21 protein-coding genes are annotated in these 21933 nt (G+C 38.0%); 12 read left to right on the plus strand and 9 right to left on the minus strand.

The annotated features are described in order from the left end of the window. Positions 1-166: 166 nt before the first annotated feature. The 3 genes from mqnC to F0919_RS06805 all read right to left on the minus strand — a co-directional run bounded on the left by mqnC (position 167) and on the right by F0919_RS06805 (position 2945). Complete coding sequence (gene mqnC, locus F0919_RS06795) at positions 167-1288, minus strand: cyclic dehypoxanthinyl futalosine synthase (RefSeq protein ID WP_150031953.1); 1122 nt, start codon at positions 1286-1288, stop codon at positions 167-169. A gap of 160 nt (positions 1289-1448) precedes the next feature. Then, entirely contained in the window at positions 1449-2354 is a 906-nt protein-coding gene (locus tag F0919_RS06800) for a helix-turn-helix transcriptional regulator (RefSeq protein ID WP_150031954.1), read from the minus strand. 120 nt (positions 2355-2474) lie between these two features. Next, positions 2475-2945, minus strand: a complete 471-nt coding sequence (locus F0919_RS06805) for a hypothetical protein (protein ID WP_150031955.1) — start codon at positions 2943-2945, stop codon at positions 2475-2477. Positions 2946-3194: 249 nt separating this feature from the next. On the opposite strand from F0919_RS06805, the gene F0919_RS06810 reads away from it, so the two are divergent. Together F0919_RS06810 and F0919_RS06815 are read left to right on the plus strand one after the other, a co-directional pair. After that, positions 3195-4397, plus strand: a complete 1203-nt coding sequence (locus F0919_RS06810) for an AI-2E family transporter (protein WP_150031956.1) — start codon at positions 3195-3197, stop codon at positions 4395-4397. An 85-nt stretch (positions 4398-4482) separates the two neighbouring features. Then, the gene (locus tag F0919_RS06815; RefSeq protein ID WP_150031957.1) at positions 4483-5340 is read left to right on the plus strand and encodes a mechanosensitive ion channel family protein; all 858 of its coding nucleotides are present in this window, start codon (positions 4483-4485) and stop codon (positions 5338-5340) included. Between the two features lie 109 nt (positions 5341-5449). Here the strand turns inward: F0919_RS06815 and F0919_RS06820 are convergent, their stop codons facing one another. Together F0919_RS06820 and fabG are read right to left on the minus strand one after the other, a co-directional pair. Continuing rightward, complete coding sequence (locus F0919_RS06820; RefSeq protein WP_150031958.1) at positions 5450-6439, minus strand: beta-ketoacyl-ACP synthase III; 990 nt, start codon at positions 6437-6439, stop codon at positions 5450-5452. A 121-nt stretch (positions 6440-6560) separates the two neighbouring features. Beyond that, positions 6561-7307 (minus strand): 3-oxoacyl-[acyl-carrier-protein] reductase, encoded by a 747-nt coding sequence (fabG, locus tag F0919_RS06825; protein ID WP_150031959.1) that lies wholly within the window; start codon positions 7305-7307, stop codon positions 6561-6563. Between the two features lie 142 nt (positions 7308-7449). Between fabG and F0919_RS06830 the strand changes: the two genes are divergently transcribed. Together F0919_RS06830 and F0919_RS06835 are read left to right on the plus strand one after the other, a co-directional pair. After that, the gene (locus F0919_RS06830; RefSeq protein WP_150031960.1) at positions 7450-8133 is read left to right on the plus strand and encodes a hypothetical protein; all 684 of its coding nucleotides are present in this window, start codon (positions 7450-7452) and stop codon (positions 8131-8133) included. Between the two features lie 43 nt (positions 8134-8176). Then, a complete protein-coding gene (locus F0919_RS06835) occupies positions 8177-10291 on the plus strand; it encodes a prolyl oligopeptidase family serine peptidase (protein WP_150031961.1) in 2115 nt (704 codons plus the stop codon). Positions 10292-10382: 91 nt separating this feature from the next. Here F0919_RS06835 and hpt read toward each other — a convergent pair whose 3' ends face one another. Both hpt and F0919_RS06845 read right to left on the minus strand, forming a co-directional pair. Beyond that, on the minus strand, positions 10383-10916 hold the full coding sequence (hpt, locus tag F0919_RS06840; protein WP_150031962.1) for a hypoxanthine phosphoribosyltransferase: 534 nt from the start codon (positions 10914-10916) through the stop codon (positions 10383-10385). A 58-nt stretch (positions 10917-10974) separates the two neighbouring features. Further along, positions 10975-12285 (minus strand): MutS-related protein, encoded by a 1311-nt coding sequence (locus F0919_RS06845; protein ID WP_150031963.1) that lies wholly within the window; start codon positions 12283-12285, stop codon positions 10975-10977. Positions 12286-12470: 185 nt separating this feature from the next. Here F0919_RS06845 and F0919_RS06850 point away from each other — a divergent pair, with 185 nt between their 5' ends. Then, on the plus strand, positions 12471-13472 hold the full coding sequence (locus F0919_RS06850) for an NAD(P)H-dependent glycerol-3-phosphate dehydrogenase (RefSeq protein ID WP_150031964.1): 1002 nt from the start codon (positions 12471-12473) through the stop codon (positions 13470-13472). 79 nt (positions 13473-13551) lie between these two features. Here the strand turns inward: F0919_RS06850 and F0919_RS06855 are convergent, their stop codons facing one another. Continuing rightward, on the minus strand, positions 13552-13929 hold the full coding sequence (locus F0919_RS06855; protein ID WP_150031965.1) for a DUF1634 domain-containing protein: 378 nt from the start codon (positions 13927-13929) through the stop codon (positions 13552-13554). Positions 13930-14006: 77 nt separating this feature from the next. Further along, positions 14007-14510, minus strand: a complete 504-nt coding sequence (locus F0919_RS06860; protein ID WP_150031966.1) for a TlpA family protein disulfide reductase — start codon at positions 14508-14510, stop codon at positions 14007-14009. A gap of 278 nt (positions 14511-14788) precedes the next feature. Between F0919_RS06860 and F0919_RS06865 the strand changes: the two genes are divergently transcribed. From F0919_RS06865 to sufD, 7 genes are all read left to right on the plus strand, one after another. Continuing rightward, entirely contained in the window at positions 14789-16396 is a 1608-nt protein-coding gene (locus F0919_RS06865) for a DUF6029 family protein (RefSeq protein WP_150031967.1), read from the plus strand. Between the two features lie 167 nt (positions 16397-16563). After that, the gene (locus tag F0919_RS06870) at positions 16564-17325 is read left to right on the plus strand and encodes a DUF4476 domain-containing protein (RefSeq protein WP_150031968.1); all 762 of its coding nucleotides are present in this window, start codon (positions 16564-16566) and stop codon (positions 17323-17325) included. A 281-nt stretch (positions 17326-17606) separates the two neighbouring features. After that, positions 17607-19052, plus strand: coding sequence for a Fe-S cluster assembly protein SufB (sufB, locus tag F0919_RS06875; RefSeq protein WP_150031969.1), 1446 nt, complete (start codon positions 17607-17609; stop codon positions 19050-19052). A gap of 20 nt (positions 19053-19072) precedes the next feature. Beyond that, positions 19073-19279, plus strand: a complete 207-nt coding sequence (locus F0919_RS06880; protein WP_150031970.1) for a DUF2683 family protein — start codon at positions 19073-19075, stop codon at positions 19277-19279. Beyond that, entirely contained in the window at positions 19270-19548 is a 279-nt protein-coding gene (locus tag F0919_RS06885) for a Txe/YoeB family addiction module toxin (RefSeq protein ID WP_150031971.1), read from the plus strand. The genes F0919_RS06880 and F0919_RS06885 overlap by 10 nt, the downstream gene beginning before the upstream one ends. Positions 19549-19620: 72 nt before the next feature. Next, positions 19621-20373, plus strand: coding sequence for a Fe-S cluster assembly ATPase SufC (gene sufC / locus F0919_RS06890; RefSeq protein ID WP_150031972.1), 753 nt, complete (start codon positions 19621-19623; stop codon positions 20371-20373). A gap of 71 nt (positions 20374-20444) precedes the next feature. Beyond that, positions 20445-21806 carry a Fe-S cluster assembly protein SufD gene (gene sufD, locus F0919_RS06895; protein ID WP_150031973.1) on the plus strand — a complete coding sequence of 454 codons (1362 nt, stop codon included), beginning with the start codon at positions 20445-20447 and terminating at the stop codon, positions 21804-21806. Positions 21807-21933 lie beyond the last annotated feature (127 nt).

A 21933-nucleotide genomic window follows, 5' to 3' on the forward strand; every position in this document is an offset into this window, starting at 1 on the left:
TTGGGAAATGAGCAAATTAGTCTTTTAGCCGTTAGTGAATAGAGATTAAAGGTTAGTAATTAGTGGTCAATCATGAGAAGTAATAGAGATATGAAACTGATTCAACTGAAAATGCCAATCTTAAAAGATTGGCATTTTCTATAAAAACAAATTTAAAAACTATCGACTAATAATTAATCACCTGCTGTTCCAGCAACGGCATTTCGCGGAATTCATATTGCTGGTTACGCAATTGCGGTTCGAAACCCGCTTCCCGAATAGCCTCCTGAATACCTTCGGCGGTAAAACGATGTGGTGCACCTGCGGCGCTCACTACATTTTCTTCAATCATGATAGAGCCGAAATCATTGGCTCCTGCATGTAAACAAAGCTGTGCTGTCTGTTTACCAACGGTCAGCCAGCTTGCCTGAATGTTTTTCACATTTGGCAGCATAATACGGCTCATGGCAATCATTCGGATATATTCTTCGGGTGTAGTATCATTTTTAGCCCGACGAATACGTTTCAACAAAGTATCGACATCCTGGAAAGTCCATGGAATAAAAGCAAGAAACCCTTTTGCATCTTCCGGTTTTTTGGCCTGCACTTCACGCAATTTTACTAAATGCTCGAAACGTTCCATAATGGTTTCCACATGTCCGAACATCATGGTAGCGCTGGTTGTAAGCTTTAACTGATGCGCCACTTCCATAATATCCAGCCATTCTTTTGCACCACATTTCCCTTTGGAAATCAGACGGCGTACCCTGTCATCCAGAATTTCAGCACCCGGGCCGGGCATACTGTCCATACCGGCCTCTTTCAATGCTGATAAAGCTTCATAATAAGTTACACCGCTTACTTTGCAAATATGTGCAATCTCCGGTGGCCCTAACGCGTGAAGTTTCAGATTTGGATATAGTGCTTTTAACTGCCTGAATAAATCCACATAATAAGGCAGACCCAAATCAGGATGGTGACCTCCCTGCAATAAAAGCTGTTCGCCTCCGTAGCGGAAGGTTTCTTCTATTTTACGTTTATAGGTTTCAATATCGGTCGTATATCCTTCGGCATGGCCGGGAATGCGGTAAAAATTACAAAACTTACAATTGGCCGTACAAACATTGGTTGTGTTCATATTACGGTCAATAATCCAGGTGACTTTATTATACGGCACCTGAATTTTACGCAGTTCATTCGCCACAAAAGCAATTTCAGCAAGCGGTGCATGTTCAAACATATAGGCTCCTTCTTCTGCAGAAAGAAACTCAAAATTGAGCGCACGTCGATATAGTTCGGAAAGATTCATTGTCGCAATTTATCTGTAAAAATTTCACCGGTCATTCAGTGAAACGCTGTTGAAAAGCAAAGTTAAGATAAAAATGCGCTGAGGCATGAAAGATTGACAATAGGCCTATCGATATTAATTCTTATCAGAATATCATTAAACAAGAAAAATATAAATATTCCTAATAATATTGTTCTGCTCCTTTCAAAATTGTCTTTAAAGATTTCCGCAATTGCTGTGGTTGTAATACTTCCACCTCATCGCCATGTTTCAGGATTTCCATTACAAAGTCATGGGTAATGAATAATAATAATTTCACCTGTAATTCCTTTTCGTCTTCTTTAATAATTTGCTGGGAAATGTGTAGCGGAAGGCTTTTGATATATTTGCCTTTATTACCTTTAAACGAAAGAATAATTTCTTCCGGTTTTGCATTGGTTTCAGAAGGTCTCACAATACCAAAACAATGTTCAAAATAAGTATTTACATTAAAATTCTTATCAGCCTTGAAACGCTGTTTCGTTGTTTCCGGATAACTCATTCTATCCAGAGCAAAAATCTTTATGGTATTATCCTTCAGGTCCTTTGCCAGTAAATACCAGCGACTTTCAAATTCTTTTAGTGCCAACGGTTCTGCCCTTCTTGCCGTTGCATCGCTGTTATCATATTTTTCGTATTCAAACTTAATGATGAATTTCCCTTTTAATGCCTGCATAAGCTCACTGAAATGTTCCATGCCTTGCGGACGTCGCTTTTCAAGATGTACAAAATCGGCAATACTTTCCATCATATTCAAAGCAAGGTAAGTATTGTAAGTATCGGCAATTCTGCCGCCAAAATCATCCTGAATTTCTTCTTCTTCCAGGTAATATTTGTTCAGCGATTTATTATAACCGATTTCCCTTTTGAACATGGAAAGGATTTCATTTTTATCTCTTATGAATGTTCGTTTTGAAAAACTGAAAGCATAGCCATGTGTCTCGCATTCCAGCTCATAATAATCCTGAATTTCCTCCAGGCTTGCAGGCGCTTTCTGAAGTTTACGGAGAATGCATTGATGACGAAAATAATAATCGGTATGCGACATAGTTTTTGCAATTGTATAAATAAAAACAAAGTTCAAATCTAACAATAAAAAGAAAGAAAAGCCGACAACCCCTCCTCGGGTGCCGGCCTCCTGATGACAGGAATTTAATGGGGTTAGGGTTTAATTATAAATAATATCAGCAGGGCCCATCAGGCCACCTAAGGTTTTATATTTACTTTCAAAATGATTGGTATTCCAATGGCTGCGAATCCAATTCAACCATGATTCAGATTTGTTTTTATCCATTAACGGGGAAGGATGAAAAGTATTTTCTTTCTCGAACTGCGCAGCAATAGCTTCGTCAAAAAACAAGTCGTGCAGGCAAAGTATATGTTGCTTTTCATAGTCTTCATTCTTTCTGAACCGGAACAGCGTTTTATGCCTCAACTTACCACTGAGTATATATTTAGCTTCGGTATAGTAGATTACATTATCTGTGTTTTTATTTTCAAAAAGATGAATGGTCAATTCCAAAGCCTCTCCGTTTCTGACACAGTAAAAATGCCTTGGGTGGGTAACCGCTCTGAAACCTAACCTGCTGATTAAATCCTGAGAAACGTTGATTGTTTCGTAAACTTGCATTGTCTCCATATTGAATATGTTTTAATGGTGAATACTTTGTTTCATTTGATAAATCAAAGGTAGTTTTGCTGTACGCCATTTTGCGGCGTAGTAAAATAAAAGTAGTATTCAGGGAAAAAATTATTCCTATCAGGTGTCTTTGGTCAACTATTTGTAACAAACTGTGTTTCTTTGGCTTTATAAAACATTCATATCAAAACATACTACTCTTCTTTTATTTAATTAGCTTTATGCAATACACGTTCCAAACCGAAGCTCATGGGATTTTTTACATTTAAGAAACAACGGCCCTCCAATGAGGAAGCCGAATTAACAGTTCAGCCCAGACCCAGGAATTTCCCGTTTTATATAAAGGCGCCACTTGTCCTGATTGGTCTTTACCTGTTCTTTTATATTCTGTCTTTATTACAGGATATTTTAGTTCCGTTTGCATTTGCAGGTCTGATTGCAATATTGCTGAATCCGCTTTACAACAGGCTGGAGAAATGGAAGGTGCCTAAGATACTTGCAATAATCTTAACCTTACTGACGGCTATTATTGTTCTGGCGGGGGTTATGCTTTTCCTATCTACCCAGATTATTCAGTTTGGCGACATGTTGCCCCAGTTGAAACAAAAGTCATTAGGGCTGTTGAATGAAGCTCAACAATGGGTAAGCATGAAGTTCAATATTCCGCTGGACAAACAGATGAAGATGCTCAATGATACTTTAAATAACAGCAAAGGTTATCTGGGGCAGACTTTAAATACTGTTTTTGGTATCGTAAGTTATTTTGTACTGATACCGTTGTATGTGTTTTTATTACTTTTCTATAAGCCGTTATTACTGAATTTTATTTTTGAAGTATTCAAAGAAGATAATAAAGAACAGGTAGCCGACATTTTACAGGAAACGAAAAGTGCCGTTCAAAGTTATATTGTAGGCCTGATGATAGAGGCTTGTATCATTGCAACACTGAACTCAGTTGCATTGATGATTCTGGGTGTAAAATATGCTATTCTGATTGGTGTTATAGGTGCTATCTTAAACGTTGTACCATATATCGGCGGAGTTATTGCAATAGCCATTCCGGTACTTATTTCTTTTGTAACGAAAGATGACGGTCTTACAACGCCGGTTTTAATTGTAATTGCCTACCTGGTCATTCAATTCATAGATAATAATATTGTTGTGCCGCGTGTAGTATCATCAAAAGTATCTGTCAATGCGCTTGTTTCCATAGTTATTGTTTTGCTTGGCGGAACGCTCTGGGGAGTCAGCGGGATGTTTCTTTCCATACCTTTTGTTGCAGTGCTGAAAATTATTTTTGACCGCATAAATGAACTGAAGCCCTGGGGCAAATTATTGGGAGAAGAAATGCCAAAAAATATCCCTCATAAGGTGGTTATTAAAGAAGAGCAGGGAAATGAGAATTCAGAAGACAAAACTCAAACTAATGATACAAAGGAAAATATGGAGTAGTTAAAAAAATATTTTAAAATTTTATGAGTTTGGCATAAAAGTTGTAGTGGTATATCTGTATTATTTTCACAAAATCATAACTGATATGACTTATTTACAAATCACACAAAGTTTACCTACTCCAAACGGTGTCGTAAACACAGGAAAAGAGTGGCTTACGAGCCTCCAGGTCTTAGCGCTTGATTACGGGCCCAAGATAATTGGCGCGATCTTAATTTACATAATTGGTTCCTGGTTGATAAGGAAGGCCAATGGGGTATTACAGAAGTTATTTGCGACGAAAAATTTTGATGCCACTCTTCAGCGTTTTCTGCTTTCGGTTATAAAAGCAGCCCTTACTATTTTATTGTTCCTTGTTATTGTAAGTAAAATCGGGGTTGACATTACCGGTTTTGCTGCATTATTGGCGGGAGCAGGCCTGGCAATCGGCGCAGCACTAAATGGTTCACTCGGTAACCTTGCCGGAGGAGTAATGATTATGATATTCAAGCCGTTCAAAGTACATGATATGATTGAAGCGCAGGGAATGACAGGCATCGTACAGGAAATAGGTATTTTTAATACCACTATGCTTTCGCCGGAAAATAAAGTCATCATTCTTCCAAATGGCGGCTTGTCAACAGGTGTGATTACAAATTATACAACCCACGGAAATTTAAGAGTGGATTTATCTATGGCGATTGCATTAGATATGGATATTGATAAAGCCCGTAAAATAGCAACTGAAGCTATGTTGCAGCATCCAAAAGTACTTACGGCACCATCACCGGAGGTGAGTGTCCTGAAAGTAGGAGATGGCATGGTTTCTCTTGCTATACGGCCATATACCTTGCAGGCAGATTATTGGGATGTTTATTTCGGCGTTCAGGAGCGTGTCAAAAAAGCCTTTGATGAAAACGGAATAGCAGCACCTATACCGACAAGGGTTCTTATCAATAAATAATTGGTTTAACAGAACGATAGCTTGTGCTTTTTGCAACAGGGCAAAATAAAAGAGAGGTTAGTTGAATGTTCAACTAACCTCTCTTTTATGATCGAATTAAATTATTGACTTAGTAAGCCCATTTAATATAGGTAGAACCCCATGTAAACCCACCGCCAAAAGCAGCAAGAATAAGGTTATCGCCTTTTTTCAATTTACTTTCCCACTCCCATAAACACAATGGAATAGTACCGCTTGTGGTATTACCATAACGCTGAATATTCAGCATCACTTTTTCTTCCGGCAAGCCCATTCTATCTGAAGTCGCGCTGATGATGCGCAAGTTAGCCTGATGTGGCACCAGCCAATCAACATCTTCTGCGGTAAGTCCGTTACGTTCCATTATTTCGGCAGAAACATTGGCCATATTTGTAACAGCAAATTTAAAAACCGTTTGTCCTTCCTGATAAATATAATGTTGCCTTGCCGTAACAGTTTCAATAGAAGCCGGCATTTTAGAACCTCCGGCTTTTTGGTGTAAATGCACCCAACCTTTACCGTCGCTTTTCAATATAGAATCCAGCACGCCATTGCCTTCCTCGTTTGGCTCTAACAACACAGCACCAGCGCCGTCGCCAAAAATAATACAGGTAGAACGGTCAGTATAATCTACTATAGAACTCATTTTATCGGCACCAACTATAATCACTTTCTTATTACGGCCGCTTTCAATAAATTGAGCGCCTGTATTCAGGGCGTATATAAAACCACTGCATGCAGCACTTACATCATAACTGAAAGCGTTAGTCAAACCACAATTGGCAGCAACAAGGTTTGCCGTAGCCGGGAATTGCATATCGGGTGTTGTAGTTGCGCAAATAAGCAAATCGATAGATTCAGGATCAATGTTCTTTTTCTTCAAAAGATCTTTCACGGCTTCTGTGGCCATGAAAGAAGTTCCCAATCCCTCACCTTTCAATATTCTGCGCTCTTTGATGCCCGTTCGGGCTGTTATCCATTCGTCTGTGGTGTCGACGATCGTTTCTAATTCCTTATTGGATAAAATATATTCCGGCACATAGCCACCGACAGCTGTAATTGCTGCGTGCATTTTTCCCATTCAATAATTTATTTTAATAGCAGACAAAGGTAGTCTAAAATGAAATTCCAAGTTATAAATCAAAAATTCCAAATCTCAACTTCAAATTGCTTGTCCCTATTTCTAATTTCCAATTTCAATATTATATATTCATCCCGCCGCAGGCGCTCAACACCTGACCGGTCATATAAGCACTCATATCGGAAGCCAGGAATAATGCAACATTTGCAATTTCTTCAGGCTTGCCAAAACGCTGTAACGGTATTTTTTCAAACCACTGGCTTGCATCGCCTTCTTTTAAATAATGTGTCATGTCTGTTTCTACAAACCCCGGAGCAATAGCATTGCAACGTACATTACGGCTACCCAATTCCTGTGCAACCGATTTTGTAAAACCAATAATACCTGCTTTGGAAGCGGCATAACTGCTTTGACCTGCATTACCTTTTACACCAACTATGGAGCTCATATTGATAATACTGCCGCTGCGGGCTTTCATCATGGTACGGATTACCTGTTTTGTAAGATTGAAAACAGATTTCAGATTTGCATGCATTACTTCATCCCACTGGTCGGAGGTGACACGCAATAATAAATTATCGCGGGAAATGCCTGCATTATTTACACAAATATCAATAGCACCAAATTCTTTTACCACATCGTTTGCCAAAGCTTCCGCCGCCGCAAAATCCGCCGCATCACTTTTATACGCTTTTGCTTTTACCCCCATTGCCGTTAATTTATCTTCAAGGGCTTTTGCTTTTTCATCAGAAGATAAGTAAGTGAACGCGACATTGGCGCCATGTTCAGCAAACTTCAAAGCAATGGCTTCACCGATTCCACGGCTGCCACCGGTTACAATAGCGGTTTTATTTTCGAGTAGTTTCATTTAGTGGATTGTTTGCAAAATTAACTTCATAAGAATGACACATATCAAAGAATAATCATCCTTTCTGTTTCAGGCCGCTAAAATAAACCATAAAATTGAAAATCGTACTTTTGGAAGAAATCAGCCAATATCCGAGCCTTACATGAAAGTAGTTTTCTATAGCCTTTTATTCGTTCTTATTTCGAAAGCTGCTTTAGCACAAACATACGATCCGGTCAAATTATTTGACATGGGGTCCTGTGCCGAAGTCATAACATACGGTACTATTTCAAAACTTGATGATAAATACTATTACCTCGATTGTATCATTAATAAAGGGAAAATAAGTACGCTTAAAATTCAAAAATATATTGGCCGTTCCGGTTCTTTCCGATATACAAAATATGAAACGGGCCAAAAGCTTTTTGTTTTCCTGAAAAAAGTAAACGGCGAATATCAGTTATACAGCACGGGTATTGAATCTGAAATTCCCGTTATCCATGATTCTCTGGTGATTGATATGAATTGCTTTCTTCCAAAGACGGCTGAAAGCCTTGCACCAAAAGGATATACAGCTGAATATAGGAAAATACAAACATTTACGGTTGGTAATAAAACAGTATTCGGCTTAAGGTTTTCGCCTAAATATTTGTACGAATCTATTACGGCTTTTAACAATTGCTATCAGGTAATTTTGAAAAGACCTAATACTTTCCCGAGTTTTTTCTGTTTCAATTTTTTCAACAGGCTGACAAGAGAACGTACAGATATGTCCAAACGCAAATCGAAACTGATGAAACTCATGTTTATGGACATGGAAGAAGCACAACTCAAAAACTGTAAGTAAATTTGACCCAATAATTTATTATTCCGCAAAAAACAAACAAGGAATGAACAAAAAAATACTCCCGCTATTCGCTATTGCAGCCTGTAGCAGCTTACAAATGAATGCACAATTAAAATACCCTGAAACCAGAAAGGTAGATCAAACCGATAATTACTTCGGTAAAAGTATTACAGATCCTTACCGGTGGCTGGAGAACGACACCGCAGCAGAAACAACGCAATGGGTGAAGGATGAAAACGTTGTTACGCAACTATATTTGTCCAAGATTCCTTTCAGACAAAAAATACACGAGCGATTAACTAACTTATGGAACTATGAACGTATTTCCGCACCAACAAGGGAAGGAAAATGGCTTGCATTTTACAAAAATGATGGCTTGCAAAACCAATCAGTCTTATACGTAAAGAAAGGCTTTGAAGGCGCACCGGAAGCATTCATCAATCCAAACAACCTTTCCACCGACGGAACTGTTGCGTTGCAGGCAACGGCATTTTCAAAAAATCAGAAATACTTTGCTTTTGCTACCTCATCATCCGGCAGCGATTGGCAGGAGATCAATATTGTTGACTTTGAGAAAAGGACATCGCTGAAAGACAAACTGCAATATGTAAAGTTTACCGACATCAGCTGGAAGGGTGATGAAGGTTTTTACTACAGTGGTTATGAACGTCCGAAAGATGAAGCAACAAAGTACAGCGCCAAGACAGAATACCAGAAAATATATTTCCATAAAATAGGTACTGAACAGAGCGAAGATGTATTGATCTATGAAGACAAAGAACATCCCTTGCGTTACGTTGGCGGTGGCCTTACAGAGGATGAACGTTTCCTTGTATTAAGTATTTCTGAAGGGACGGATGGCTCTGAAATTAAAATAAAAGACCTGAAAGATAAAAATGCGACAGGGTTTATAACTATTGTGCCCGGATTCAAAACCAATGCTGCAGTAATTGACAATATTGGTGATAAGATTATAATACAAACTAATTTTGAAGCGCCGAACAATAAGGTCGTTCTGCTGGATCCGAAACATCCTGAAGCAAGTAACTGGAAAGTATTGATTCCTGAACAAAAACAAACATTACAAAGTGTAGGAAGCGGAGGCGGAAAACTTTTTGCAAACTACCTTAAAGATGCATGTACGGAAATAAATCAATACAACTACGAAGGGAAACTGGAGCATGTGGTTGAATTGCCGGGCCTCGGAACCGCAACCGGTTTTGGTTGTAAGAAAGACGAAAATTCATTCTTCTATACCTTTACTTCTTATACTTACCCGCCAACGGTTTTTAACTATAATATTAAATCAGGCAAATCAGATTTATATGCCAAGCCACAGTTGAAATTTAATCCGGACGATTTTGAAACAAAAAAGGTATTCTACCCAAGTAAAGATGGCACACAGGTTCCGATGTACATTACTTATAAAAAAGGATTAAAACTGGATGGCAATAACCCTACAATGTTGTATGCTTACGGCGGTTTCAACATCAACATGACGCCTGCATTCTCCGTTTCCAATATTGCATTTATGGAAATGGGCGGTGTTTATTGTGTTGCCAATATCCGTGGTGGCGGTGAATATGGCGAGGACTGGCACAGAGCAGGTATGCTTGCTAATAAACAGAACGTATTTGATGATTTTATAGCAGGTGCAGAATATTTGATCAGAGAAAAATATACAAGTACACCTAAGTTAGCTATTAAAGGCGGCAGTAACGGAGGTCTTTTAATAGGCGCTTGTTTAACCGAACGTCCCGATTTGTTTGGCGTTGCTATTCCACAAGTGGGTGTTTTAGACATGTTGCGTTACCACAAATTCACTGTTGGCTGGGGATGGGCTGTAGAATATGGCAGCAGCGACAACGAAGAGCAATTCAATTATCTGATAAAATACTCTCCGTTACATAATATCAAAAAAGGTACTTGTTATCCGGCAACTATGATTACAACTGCCGATCATGATGATCGTGTGGTTCCTGCGCATTCATTTAAGTTTGCAGCAACGCTTCAGGAAGCGCAAGGATGCGATAAACCAACTTTGATTCGCATTGATAGCAAAGCGGGGCATGGAGCCGGCAAACCGACTTCCAAATCTATTGATGAACAAACTGATATCTGGAGTTTTGTACTTTATAATATGGGCGTGAAAATCTAACCCTGAATTATATATCTCCATAAATAAAAATCCTTGCTCTTACTGAGCAAGGATTTTTATTTTCTTGTAGAATCTGCATTTCGTAATCAATCTATCCTAACTGGTATATTCCGGGAATATTCCGGCCCAGCCCATCATAATCCAGACCGTAGCCAACAACAAACTTATTAGGGATTTCAAAACCTGAATATTTAGGATGAACAGGAAATTTCAATGCATCCGGTTTTGTCAGCAATGCGGCAACTTCAATAGATGCAGGACCCTGATGCTGTAGCTGTGGCAAAAATTCGTGTAGTGTTTTTCCTGTATCGATAATGTCTTCCAATAAAATCACATGACGTTGGTGCAACGATTCCTCAAGGCCAATCGCAGTGATGACATTGCCTGTAGATGTTGTCCCTTTGTAGGATGCGAGTTTGATGAAAGATATTTCGGCATCTATATTTAACCGCCTGAATAAATCGGAAGCAAAAATGAAGGATCCGTTTAACACAGCAATAAATAAAGGCCTTTTGCCTTCATAATCTTTACTAATCTGAGAAGCAATCTCTTTTATCTTTTCTGCTATATCGGCAGCGGAAATATATGGTACAAATGTTTTATCGTGCACTTGAATAGCATCCATCGTCATTAAATTTATCTGCAAAGAAACGGGAAATTAAAAAAGCTTTCAATTTGGATTATTATGCTTTCAATAAATCTAGCACACCTTCATTTCTCAAAACGAGGTAACCTATCCTGTCTTTAGATACGCCTTCCTTTAATTGATAAGTAAAAGTATATTGGCCATTGGTTGTGATGTCGGTGTAGCAATAGCGGAACCAAACATTAGGTTGTGTTTTCAGGTTTTCGGAAAGTTCATTCAAATGCGTCGAAAGTGCCATTAAATTATCCTTTTGTTTCAACAATCCATCTATCACAGCTCGGCTGCATTCATAAGCATCATGTACATTAGTGCCTTTAAATAGCTCATCCATCAAAACCAGATAATAGCGATTCTTGTTTAATTTTTGTGCGGTTAATTTCATGCGCTGCACTTCTGCAAAGAAGTAACTTTCACCCAGAAAGATATTATCCTCAACCTGCATATTGGTAACAATGCCTTCCAGAAAACTTATCTGCATTGACTTTGCCGGGACACCCATTCCTAAATGCGCCAATAAAGCGCCAACGCCCATCGCTCTTATCAAAGTACTTTTACCCGACATATTTGCTCCGGTGAGAAACAGGAAATTTTGTTCTTTCGAATAATTAATATCATAAGCCACCGGATTTTTCAGTAACGGATGATGCAATTGTTCTGCCTGATATTGCAATAATGCAGACGGTTTCAGCTCCGGCATTGTCCAGCCCTTTTTCAAAGTAACGTTTGCCATTGACTGTAATGCATCCAGTTTTGCATAACGGTCGATCATCTGCAATACTATGTGCTTTATCTCCCTTCTTGCCTTGTAACTCAGTTCCAATAACTGTGGTTGTGGTGCATTGTCAGATGTATTTACAAGTTCCCTGCATAATGGCAATGCTATTACTTCTTTAAAAGATTCTAAAATAACAGCGATAATTTTTGGTGGACGGTGCTCCAATAAAACAACCAATTCATTACATCCTTTTAAAAAGTCAATGAGATGTGAAATGGAAAAACGCACAAAAGAATAAGCATTTCTATTGAATAATTTTTGCATGACGGAGTTCATGAAAAGACCTATTGAATTGCTTTTACCGTGAAAAGCATCGGCAGATTCATAGAATTTCTCAATCATTACCAATGTCCCGTTTGAAATTTTAGATGTCCATGCATCGGGATATTGCATCCAGAATTTTACAGCGTCTTGCTGTTCTCTTAATTTTTCAAAGTCGGAGGGAGGCATCTGAACTATTTTCTTCAAAACATCACTGCCGGCCTGAGTCGTACATTGATTTATAAGTGCAAACACAGAATGCTCTCCTTGTAAAAAAGAAAGGTCATGTAAGGTTGTTTTATCTAATATCACACTGCTGATTTGAAAGCCAAAAGTAAAAATTTAAAAACGGATATAATGTAGACACGGAAAATATCATATTTCATATCATCTTTATTGTTCTTATTTCATCTCGCACAAGGTTGCTATTATAGAGTTTTACGTGTGGTTTTTGATTTTAATTTCTACATTTGGCCTTTGAATTTTAAACTAAAGAAATGTTTGGCATTATAGGAAATGGGAGCTGGGCTACAGCATTGGCAAAAATGCTTACTGACAATGGCAACACTATTCATTGGTGGATGCGAAATGAAAGTTCTGTTACTCATTTATTGCAAAAGCATCATAATCCGCAGTATCTCACATCGGTTTCATTTGCTGCAGATAAAATAAAGCCAACTACAAATTTACAGGCGGTTTTGGATGCGTCTGATATATTGGTGTTCTGCGTTCCGTCTGCATTTGCAATGGATATACTGCATGCCATTCCAAAAGATGCACTTAAAAACAAAACTGTCATCTCCGCTATAAAAGGCATTTTGCCTGAAAAATATGTTTTATTGAATGATTACCTGGCCAGTGAATTTGATTTTGAATTGGACCAATATGTAGCTATTACAGGACCTTGCCATGCCGAAGAAGTGGCACAGGAAAGGCTTTCCTATCTTACTTTTTCAGGATTGGATGATGCTGCAACCATAAAGTGTGCCCGGGCATTTGGTACCGATTATATTCGCACAACTTCCAACCATGATCTCTGGGGTGCACAATATGCGGCCGTTTTAAAAAATATTTATGCTGTTGGCGCAGGCATAGCACATGGTATTGGGTATGGTGATAATTTCCTTAGTGTGTATAATACTAACTGTTATCGTGAAATGTACCGTTTTCTGGAACTGCAATTTGAAAAGGTACATCCGTCAAATGAAGTGCCCGATTTCCATACAAGCGCCTATCTGGGCGACTTGTTGGTAACATGTTATTCACCTCACAGCCGTAACCGCGCTTTCGGGACTTTGATTGGCAAAGGTTATTCGGTAAAAGCTGCAACAACCGAAATGAGCATGGTTGCAGAAGGTTATTTCGCAGTAAGAGGCATGAAAAAGATTGCAGCGGAACTAAACATTGAAATGCCGATTATGCAATGGATACATGATACGCTTTGGGCACAAACATTACCTGCAGAGGCCTTTAAAGAAATAGAGAAACTGCTCTCTTAGAAAGAAAAATTGATAACGCTAAAAAGCCAAGATGTTATAAAACAATCGTGGCTTTCTAATTTGTTACTATTTAAATTAATCAATGCGATGTTACGCCGAAAAACAAGCTGTAAGCTATTATACAAAGAACAATAAAAGCAATAATGGTGTACATCCTGTCTTTTTCCAGCCAAAAACCGATCATGGTAAAAAGGACTCTTGCAATCGGAATGACAATCAAAACAATGACACCTAATTCCATAATGGCACTGCTGTTACCGCTCATTAATCTTTGGTAAAAATCTGCAAATTTAAAAGCATTTTCTGCCTTGAAAGTGCTGTAATGTATCGTCTCGTGACCATATTGAAACATGTAAAGTACAATACCGATCACAACAATCGTCATTGCAGTCAGTACTCCGACACGAAGCAGATTACCAATAAACGACTGCAAATCTTTATCCTGAAATGATTTCATAATGGCAAAAATAACAAATCCTTTTCCGCAAAACAGAAAAGGATTTGATGGTTCTTTTGTAAATATTTTTTAGAAAATTATTTAGCTGCGATTTCTTTCATTTTTGTAAAAAGAATTTCTTCGCCACCAGCTTCGTAACCGCTTTGCATATAGGCGATTTTACCATCTTTGCCTACAATGATACTAAAAGGAACATTCTGAAAATTCAAAGAACGCTTTAAATCGGAATTAGGATCCTGATAATAAGGAAAATCCCAGCCCTGAGATTTTGCGTAAGCCTTAACCTGAGCTGTAGCGCGGCTATCATCGACAGAAACGGTTACATAATTAAAATCAACTTCTTTTTTCCAGCTTTCCATATTGTTTCTAACGGCAATAATTTCTTTTTTACAAGGAATACACCATGTCGCCCAAAAACTTACAAGTGTAACTTTGCCTTTTTCAAAAGATTGGTTAAATGGAATAGAACTACCATTCATCTGCTTTACCGGAGTGTTTGGTAAATCCATCTCCGTAGCATTTTGTGCATTTGCACTAAACCCGAAAATTGCCATCGCAGCAATTGCAATTAATTTCTTCATACCTTTAGTAATAATTTATTTTCGATTTTCAATTAAAAAATACGCCCTGAAAAACAATCAGCGTAAGAGCAAATATACGTTTTTATAAATTGGATTTACACCAATAGAAGTGCTATATTAACACTTACTTTACGCAAATTGAGGTTATTGCTTAAAATCAAGATGATAATGGTCTTTCATTAAAATAAGAGTAATAAGTAAAAAACAAAGTAAAAAAAATATACCTTAGCGTCCATATTTTCAGTTTGATTAAAATTTCCACTCATTGTTTAATACTAATGAAAAATAAATTTTTACGCCTTTCTGCATTATCTGCAGTTTCATTATTGGCATTTTCAGAAGCAAAGGCTCAAAACGGAGGCTCCTTTTCGGGTGATTTGATGATGAATGCCAATTTTTATCAGAGAGATTCTGCCATCGGAGCAGATAACGATTTATATAACCATTATTTAAGTGGTGGCGAAGGATGGCTAAGCTTAAGATATTCCAATTATGGATTTACGGGATTCTTAAGATTAGATGTTTTCGGAAATTCAAATCTGAAAGATCCGAGTGCAGGAACAGGCTTTACCGGTTTTGGCATCGGAGCCTGGAATATCAGCAAAGAAGTAAAAGGACTGACCATTACCGGTGGTTATATTTATGACCAGGTTGGTAGCGGGATAATTTTCCGTTCTTACGAAGACAGAGGTTTGCTTATTGACAATGCGTTGAAAGGATTGCATTTGAAATATCAACTGACCAATAACATTACATTGAAAGCATTTACCGGTCAGCAAAAAAATTATTTTGAAACCTACCAACCTATTATAAAAGGTTTTAGTGCGGAAGGTGATTTTCAATTAAGCGATAACGTACATATAACGCCGGGAGTTGGTGCCGTGAACCGCACATTGGATGAAACGAGTAGAAATGAAATAAAAAGTACGGTGGTGACTTATGATTCTGCAGAAATATTCAACCCTGTTTATAATACTTATGCATTTACGGGATACAATACTTTGACAGCAGGAGATTTCACATGGTATGTGGAAGGCGCTTATAAAACACATGAAGCCATTTATGACCAAAGTGGGAATACTTTGGTTGATAAACCGGGCAATGTTGTTTTTACAACCTTAGGCTATGCGCGTAAAGGGTTTGCATTAAACATTACGGCAAAACGCACTGAGAATTTTATCATGAGAGTTTCACCTTTTGATAATGCGCCCAACAGTGGTATGGTTAACTGGCAACCCGTTACGGCACAAATTCGCCCTCAACGTCTGATTGCACGTTATACGCCTGCTACTCAGGATTTAAGTGAAAAGGCATTTAATGCAAACATGATAGTGTCTCCCAATAAAAATCTGGATTTAAATTTCAGCTTTACTTATTTAAATACGCTGGAAGATGTAGGCCTGTATCGTGAAGGTTACTTTGAAGCAAATATCCGTAGCGTTAAAAACTTTTTGATTGATGTTGGCGCACAATATATGTACTATAACAAAACCTTTTATCAGGGGCATGGTGATATCATAAAAGCATTTACGCCATTTACTGAGATAACTTATTTGATTGATGACAAAAGATCTTTAAAACTTCAGGCGCAATACATGAATACCAAACAGGATAACGGTAGCTGGGCTTTTGCAAGTCTTGAATACGCAGTTGCCCCTAAATGGTCATTTGCATTGTCAGATATGTATAATGTAAATCCGGAAGACGCTGCGCAACAGTATAAAGGCAAACATTTTTACAATATATTTCTTGCACGTACCCAAGGCGCACATCGCATTTCGCTGGCTTACGTAAAACAAGTTGATGGTATTAACTGTACCGGTGGTGTTTGCCGCTATGAGCCCGGGTTCAGTGGTTTCAAAGTGATGATTACTTCAAGTTTCTAATATCTGCAAATTCTTATAACAATGCCCGGACCAAAATTCCGGGCATTGTTGTTTCAAAGGGTATATTCTTTAATTATTATCCAATAAATCATTCAGATTTACGTTTTAACTTTACATGAAACTAAAAGTCTAAGTTTAATTGCTCAAATTATAAAAAATCAATTCAGATGAAACGGATATTAATGCTGATAATGGCTTTATTCTTTATCGTTCCGGCACTTTTTGCAGGAGCAAGGAGCACTATCAGAATTAGATTAAGTGATGGGAGTCCATTAATGGTTAGTATTAATGGCCGCGATTTTAAAAAAATCGGCAGAACAGTTACTATTGGCGACATTCCAGGGAAACGTCAATATTTACAGGTTTACAGATACAGAATGTATGCTGACGGGAAAGGTGGCAAAGCCGAGCTGGCATATAGCGGCAATATCAAAATCGAAAAGGGCGGAACTTACGATTGCATTGTAGATTTGAGAACCCAAAAATTAAGAATGAAAGAAGTTGCTTCTTTACAGCCTATTGCAAATACCCCGCCTTTTAATCCTAACCTGAGTCAGCCATTAGATCAGACTGAAAATCAAACTGATAATCAGGTCCAGAATGAAAATACGGATAATGACACTCCTTTAGAATTACCGGTAACGCAAGAAGTAAATCCCGGGCTTTCATCTTTGAAAAAATCGATGGAAAGTGTTGATGCTGATAGTAAAAAACTGGCTATAGCTTTGGCTTATACCAATAAAAACACTTTTAATTCACAGGATGTGAGCAATATTGCAAGCTGGATATTTTTTGATGACAATAGATTAAAGTTTGTAAAACAAGCTTACGCAAAAGTCAGCGATAAAAGCAATTTCGCTATTGTAGCAAATGTGTTTACACTGGACGACAGCAAAAAGGACTTTAACAGTTTCCTGAATCAACAATAAAACTAATTAAATGCCCTCTTTTGAGGGCGTTTTTCGTAATAGGCATTCCGGCTGATTACTTATCTCCTGAAACGGGCTTATTTTCAATTTTCAGCTGAAATTTATAAAAATCCGCACATAGAAAGCATTTATCATAAATCTTGGTAAATGCCGCTTTTTGGTTGTAACTTTGCAGGCTTATCAGGGGTAAATAGGGTTGTTTTCAACATTTTTGGCTTCGTAAGATTCCATTAATCTTGCTGAAACAACAAATGTAATTGCCTCTGTAGGATTGTGAAATTATGGAAAATAGTACAGAATTTTTAGAAGAGATAACCGGTAAGGAGTACGAACATGGGTTCATTACCGATATCGAACAGGATATATTGCCGCCGGGCCTCAACGAAGAAACCATTCATTTTATTTCCAAAAAGAAAAATGAACCGGAATGGCTGTTGGAATGGCGTTTGAAGGCTTTTCGTGCCTTTCAGAAAATGGAAATGCCTGCATGGCAAAACTTTAAAATGCCCGAAATGGATTTTCAGGCTATCTCTTATTATGCCGCGCCCAAACAAAAGGCAAAATTAAACAGCCTTGATGAAGTTGATCCCGAATTATTAGCCACTTTTAAAAAATTAGGCATCTCCTTAAATGAGCAAAAAGCACTGACTGGCGTTGCTGTGGATGTAGTATTTGACAGTGTTTCTGTAGCAACGACTTATAAAGAAGAATTAAAAAAATTAGGTATTATTTTTTGTTCTTTCGGGGAAGCGGTTCAGGAACATCCTGATTTGGTAAAACAATATCTGGGAACTGTAGTACCGCATTCTGATAACGTGTTTGCAGCTTTAAATGCAGCCGTTTTTTCTGATGGGTCCTTTGTTTATATTCCAAAAGGTGTTCGCTCGCCTATGGAATTAAGCACTTACTTCCGTATCAACGCAGCTAATACAGGCCAGTTCGAACGTACCCTTATCATTGCTGATGATGATGCTTTTGTAAGTTATCTCGAAGGCTGTACGGCTCCTATGCGGGACGAGAATCAATTACACGCGGCGGTTGTTGAAATCATTGCCAATAAAAATGCAGAAGTAAAATATTCAACTGTTCAAAACTGGTATCCCGGCGACAAAGATGGGAAGGGTGGTGTTTTTAATTTTGTAACCAAACGCGGTGCCTGTCGTGGTGCCAATTCGCATATTTCCTGGACACAGGTAGAAACAGGTTCTGCCATTACATGGAAATATCCGAGCGTAATTTTGCAGGGCGACAATAGTTATGGTGAATTTTACAGCGTAGCAGTTGCCAAAGGCAAACAAATTGCTGATACGGGAACGAAAATGTATCATATCGGTAAAAATACCCGTAGCCGTATTATTTCCAAAGGTATCTCTGCCGGAAACGGTCAGAATAGTTACAGAGGTTTGGTTCAAATCGGCGCGAAAGCAGATAATGCAAGAAATTTTACCCAATGCGATTCTATGTTGATTGGTGACAGATGCGGTGCACATACATTCCCTTATATCGAATCGAAAAACAGTACTGCAACATTAGAGCACGAAGCAACGACTTCCAAAATCGGTGAAGATCAGATTTTCTATCTGAATGCCCGTGGCATTGATACGGAGAAAGCCGTTGAATTAATTGTAAATGGTTTTGCGAAGGAAGTTTTAAATAAATTACCAATGGAATTTGCTGTGGAAGCACAAAAGCTTTTGGCTATTTCTCTGGAAGGAAGTGTGGGTTAATTTTTAAGTTAAATTTTATTATGGAAACGATATTAGCGCATCCGGAAAACCAAGAGCAATTGGAAGCCATAAAAGCTTTCTTGAAAGCTCTGAAAATAAAATTTGAATCAAAAAAGGAAGAAAAACCAAATTATGATCCTGAGTTTGTAAAAATGTTGCTGGAAGGGAAAAAGCAGATTGAAGAAGGAAGAGGGGTCAAAATTTCTTTGGAAGATTTATGGAAATAGAATTTTCGGATAAAGCGAAAGACGATTTATTATTTTGGAAAAAATCGGGAAATAAAGGGGTACAAAAGAAAATTTCTGAGTTATTGGAAGATATTGTCAGACATCCATATTCAGGCATAGGTAAACCGGAAGCATTGAAAGAAAACCTATCCGGACTTTGGTCCAGAAGAATTACAAAAGAAGACAGGTTGGTTTATAGCATCATTTATAAAGTTGAGAATGATGTCATTTCTGTTCTTTCGTTGAAAGGTCATTATGAAGGACTATAAAAATAAAAAAGTAAATAAGGTTTGAAATTCAAATCTCAAATCTAACATCTCAAATCTAATATCTATTTATAAGTGTTATCAATAAAAAATCTCCATGCCGGAGTTGAAGAAAAGGAAATATTAAAAGGATTGAACCTTGAAGTTAAACCGGGCGAAGTTCATGCTATAATGGGACCAAACGGTGCAGGTAAAAGTTCTCTGGCTTCTGTACTTTCAGGACGTCCTAATTACGAGGTAACAGAAGGAAGTGTGATGCTGGACGGCAAGGACCTTTTAGAAATGTCTCCCGAAGACAGAGCTCGTGAAGGTGTATTTCTGGCATTCCAATATCCGATTGAAATTCCGGGCGTATCCAATATCAATTTCCTGAAAACAGCTATGAACGAAATGCGTGCTTATAAAGGCTTGGAGCCCTATACCGCAAAAGAATTTTTAGCTTTATCCAAAGAAAAACAAAAGTTGGTTGAGTTCGATGCCAAATTGGTAAACCGTTCTTTGAACGAAGGTTTTTCGGGTGGAGAAAAGAAACGCAATGAAATTTTCCAATTGGCAATGCTGGAACCGAAACTGGCTATTCTGGATGAAACGGATTCAGGTCTGGATATTGATGCATTGCGTATTGTAAGCCGCGGTGTAAACAAATTGCGCAGCGATAAAAATGCCTTTATTATCATTACCCACTACCAGCGTTTACTGGATTATATCGTACCGGATTTTGTACACGTTTTGAGCGATGGTAAAATTGTGAAGACAGGTGGCAAGGAATTGGCTTTGGAACTGGAAGAAAAAGGCTACGACTGGATTAAAGAAGAAGCTGTAAGTTAGTACTGAGTGTTCGTATAAGATTTTAAACAACACTACATAATACCAATACAGTGCATACAACACAAACAAAAATGATTAATCAATTGGAAACGCCGTTATATGAGAGCATAGTTGCCAAATTTGAAATTGCAGCCCTTCAAAGCCGCAATACTCAAATCGGTGATTTGCGCCAGCAGGCGTTTGATATATTTAAAGCATCAGGTTTTCCTTCTCCCAAAAATGAAGAATGGAAATATACCAATGTACTGCCTTTTCTGAAAGATGAATTTGAACTGGAAATTAGCCAGGATGAATTATCCGAAGCCACTTTTGATAAGGTTGCAAAGATGGTGACAACTCATATCGAAGCTATTCAAAATTCTATCAAAGGCGAACAAAAAGGTGCTTATCGTTTGATTGCGGTAAATGGAAAGTTTAATGAAACGTTGTCCATCCTTCCTGAAGCCGGTAAAATAAAAATTCAGGCATTATCTGCCGCAACCGAAGAACCTGCATTTATTCAGAATTTCGGAAAGATAGCAACAATAAAGGACAATGCTTTTGCGGCTTTGAACACTGCGTTGTTTCATGATGGCTTATTCATTGAGGTACCTAAAAATGTTTCTTTGGACAAGCCGCTGCATGTAATCAATGTTTTACTAGCTGATGCAAATGTATTTATACAACCACGTAATTTGTTTGTGATTCATGCAAATGCCTCTTTGGAAATTATTGAAACAACTATTACAAACGAAGCCGGTCATACCATCTTTGCAAATGGCGTTACGGAAATTGCAGTAGCTGAAAATGCACATTTACATCATTACGATATCCAAACAGGACATAAAGGGTTACGGTTGGTGCAAAGAACAGAAGCTACACAAGAGCAACACAGTAATTACAGCAATTACACATTCACGCTACCGGGAACGGAATTGGTACGGAACAATCTTATCCTACATTTGAACGCCAAAGATCTGGAAAGTCATTTATATGGTTTGTATCTGACTGCAGATAAGCAATTAGTGGACAATCATACTGAAGTACACCATAAAATGCCGAATGGCGAAAGCAACCAGCTTTATAAAGGTGTATTGATGGATAATTCCAAAGCAGTGTTTAATGGCAAAATATATGTGTATGAAGATGCACAAAAGACCAATGCTTTCCAGCAGAGTAATAATATCCTGTTCAGCGAGAAAGCTACGGTAAATGCAAAACCACAATTGGAAATTTTTGCTGATGACGTGAAATGCAGCCATGGTACTACCATTGGTCAAATGAACAAAGAATCTTTATTCTATCTGCAAAGCCGTGGAATCAGCGAACAAACGGCCAAGAATATGATGGTAAATGCATTTGCATTTGATGTAACACAAAAGATAAAAATTGCCCCTGTACGCGTTTATCTGGAGAAATTGATTGCAGCCGAGATGGAGAAAAATGTTCATTAACCTATAACGGAATACGATTCAATAAATAAAGGGCAATATCCTCCTGTGATATTGCCCTTGTTATTAATCATGCTTACTTTTATTTAATTATCAGAGTTTATAGCTTAATTCTAAAAGTAAAATTAGC

The organism is Taibaiella lutea, assembly GCF_008629695.1.
GTDB lineage: Bacteria > Bacteroidota > Bacteroidia > Chitinophagales > Chitinophagaceae > Taibaiella > Taibaiella lutea.

Excerpts from the sequence above, each read along its gene's own strand:
- F0919_RS06810 (WP_150031956.1), top strand. The coding sequence starts at position 3,195 with ATGGGATTTTTTACATTTAAGAAACAACGGCCCTCCAATGAGGAAGCC.
- F0919_RS06880 (WP_150031970.1), top strand. The coding sequence starts at position 19,073 with ATGGAAACGATATTAGCGCATCCGGAAAACCAAGAGCAATTGGAAGCC.
- F0919_RS06850 (WP_150031964.1), top strand. The coding sequence starts at position 12,471 with ATGTTTGGCATTATAGGAAATGGGAGCTGGGCTACAGCATTGGCAAAA.
- hpt (WP_150031962.1), bottom strand. The coding sequence starts at position 10,916 with ATGGATGCTATTCAAGTGCACGATAAAACATTTGTACCATATATTTCC.
- F0919_RS06830 (WP_150031960.1), top strand. The coding sequence starts at position 7,450 with ATGAAAGTAGTTTTCTATAGCCTTTTATTCGTTCTTATTTCGAAAGCT.
- F0919_RS06800 (WP_150031954.1), bottom strand. The coding sequence starts at position 2,354 with ATGTCGCATACCGATTATTATTTTCGTCATCAATGCATTCTCCGTAAA.
- sufD (WP_150031973.1), top strand. The coding sequence starts at position 20,445 with ATGATTAATCAATTGGAAACGCCGTTATATGAGAGCATAGTTGCCAAA.
- F0919_RS06815 (WP_150031957.1), top strand. The coding sequence starts at position 4,483 with ATGACTTATTTACAAATCACACAAAGTTTACCTACTCCAAACGGTGTC.
- F0919_RS06855 (WP_150031965.1), bottom strand. The coding sequence starts at position 13,929 with ATGAAATCATTTCAGGATAAAGATTTGCAGTCGTTTATTGGTAATCTG.
- F0919_RS06885 (WP_150031971.1), top strand. The coding sequence starts at position 19,270 with ATGGAAATAGAATTTTCGGATAAAGCGAAAGACGATTTATTATTTTGG.
- F0919_RS06870 (WP_150031968.1), top strand. The coding sequence starts at position 16,564 with ATGAAACGGATATTAATGCTGATAATGGCTTTATTCTTTATCGTTCCG.
- F0919_RS06805 (WP_150031955.1), bottom strand. The coding sequence starts at position 2,945 with ATGGAGACAATGCAAGTTTACGAAACAATCAACGTTTCTCAGGATTTA.
- F0919_RS06860 (WP_150031966.1), bottom strand. The coding sequence starts at position 14,510 with ATGAAGAAATTAATTGCAATTGCTGCGATGGCAATTTTCGGGTTTAGT.
- F0919_RS06820 (WP_150031958.1), bottom strand. The coding sequence starts at position 6,439 with ATGGGAAAAATGCACGCAGCAATTACAGCTGTCGGTGGCTATGTGCCG.
- sufB (WP_150031969.1), top strand. The coding sequence starts at position 17,607 with ATGGAAAATAGTACAGAATTTTTAGAAGAGATAACCGGTAAGGAGTAC.
- F0919_RS06865 (WP_150031967.1), top strand. The coding sequence starts at position 14,789 with ATGAAAAATAAATTTTTACGCCTTTCTGCATTATCTGCAGTTTCATTA.
- fabG (WP_150031959.1), bottom strand. The coding sequence starts at position 7,307 with ATGAAACTACTCGAAAATAAAACCGCTATTGTAACCGGTGGCAGCCGT.
- F0919_RS06835 (WP_150031961.1), top strand. The coding sequence starts at position 8,177 with ATGAACAAAAAAATACTCCCGCTATTCGCTATTGCAGCCTGTAGCAGC.
- mqnC (WP_150031953.1), bottom strand. The coding sequence starts at position 1,288 with ATGAATCTTTCCGAACTATATCGACGTGCGCTCAATTTTGAGTTTCTT.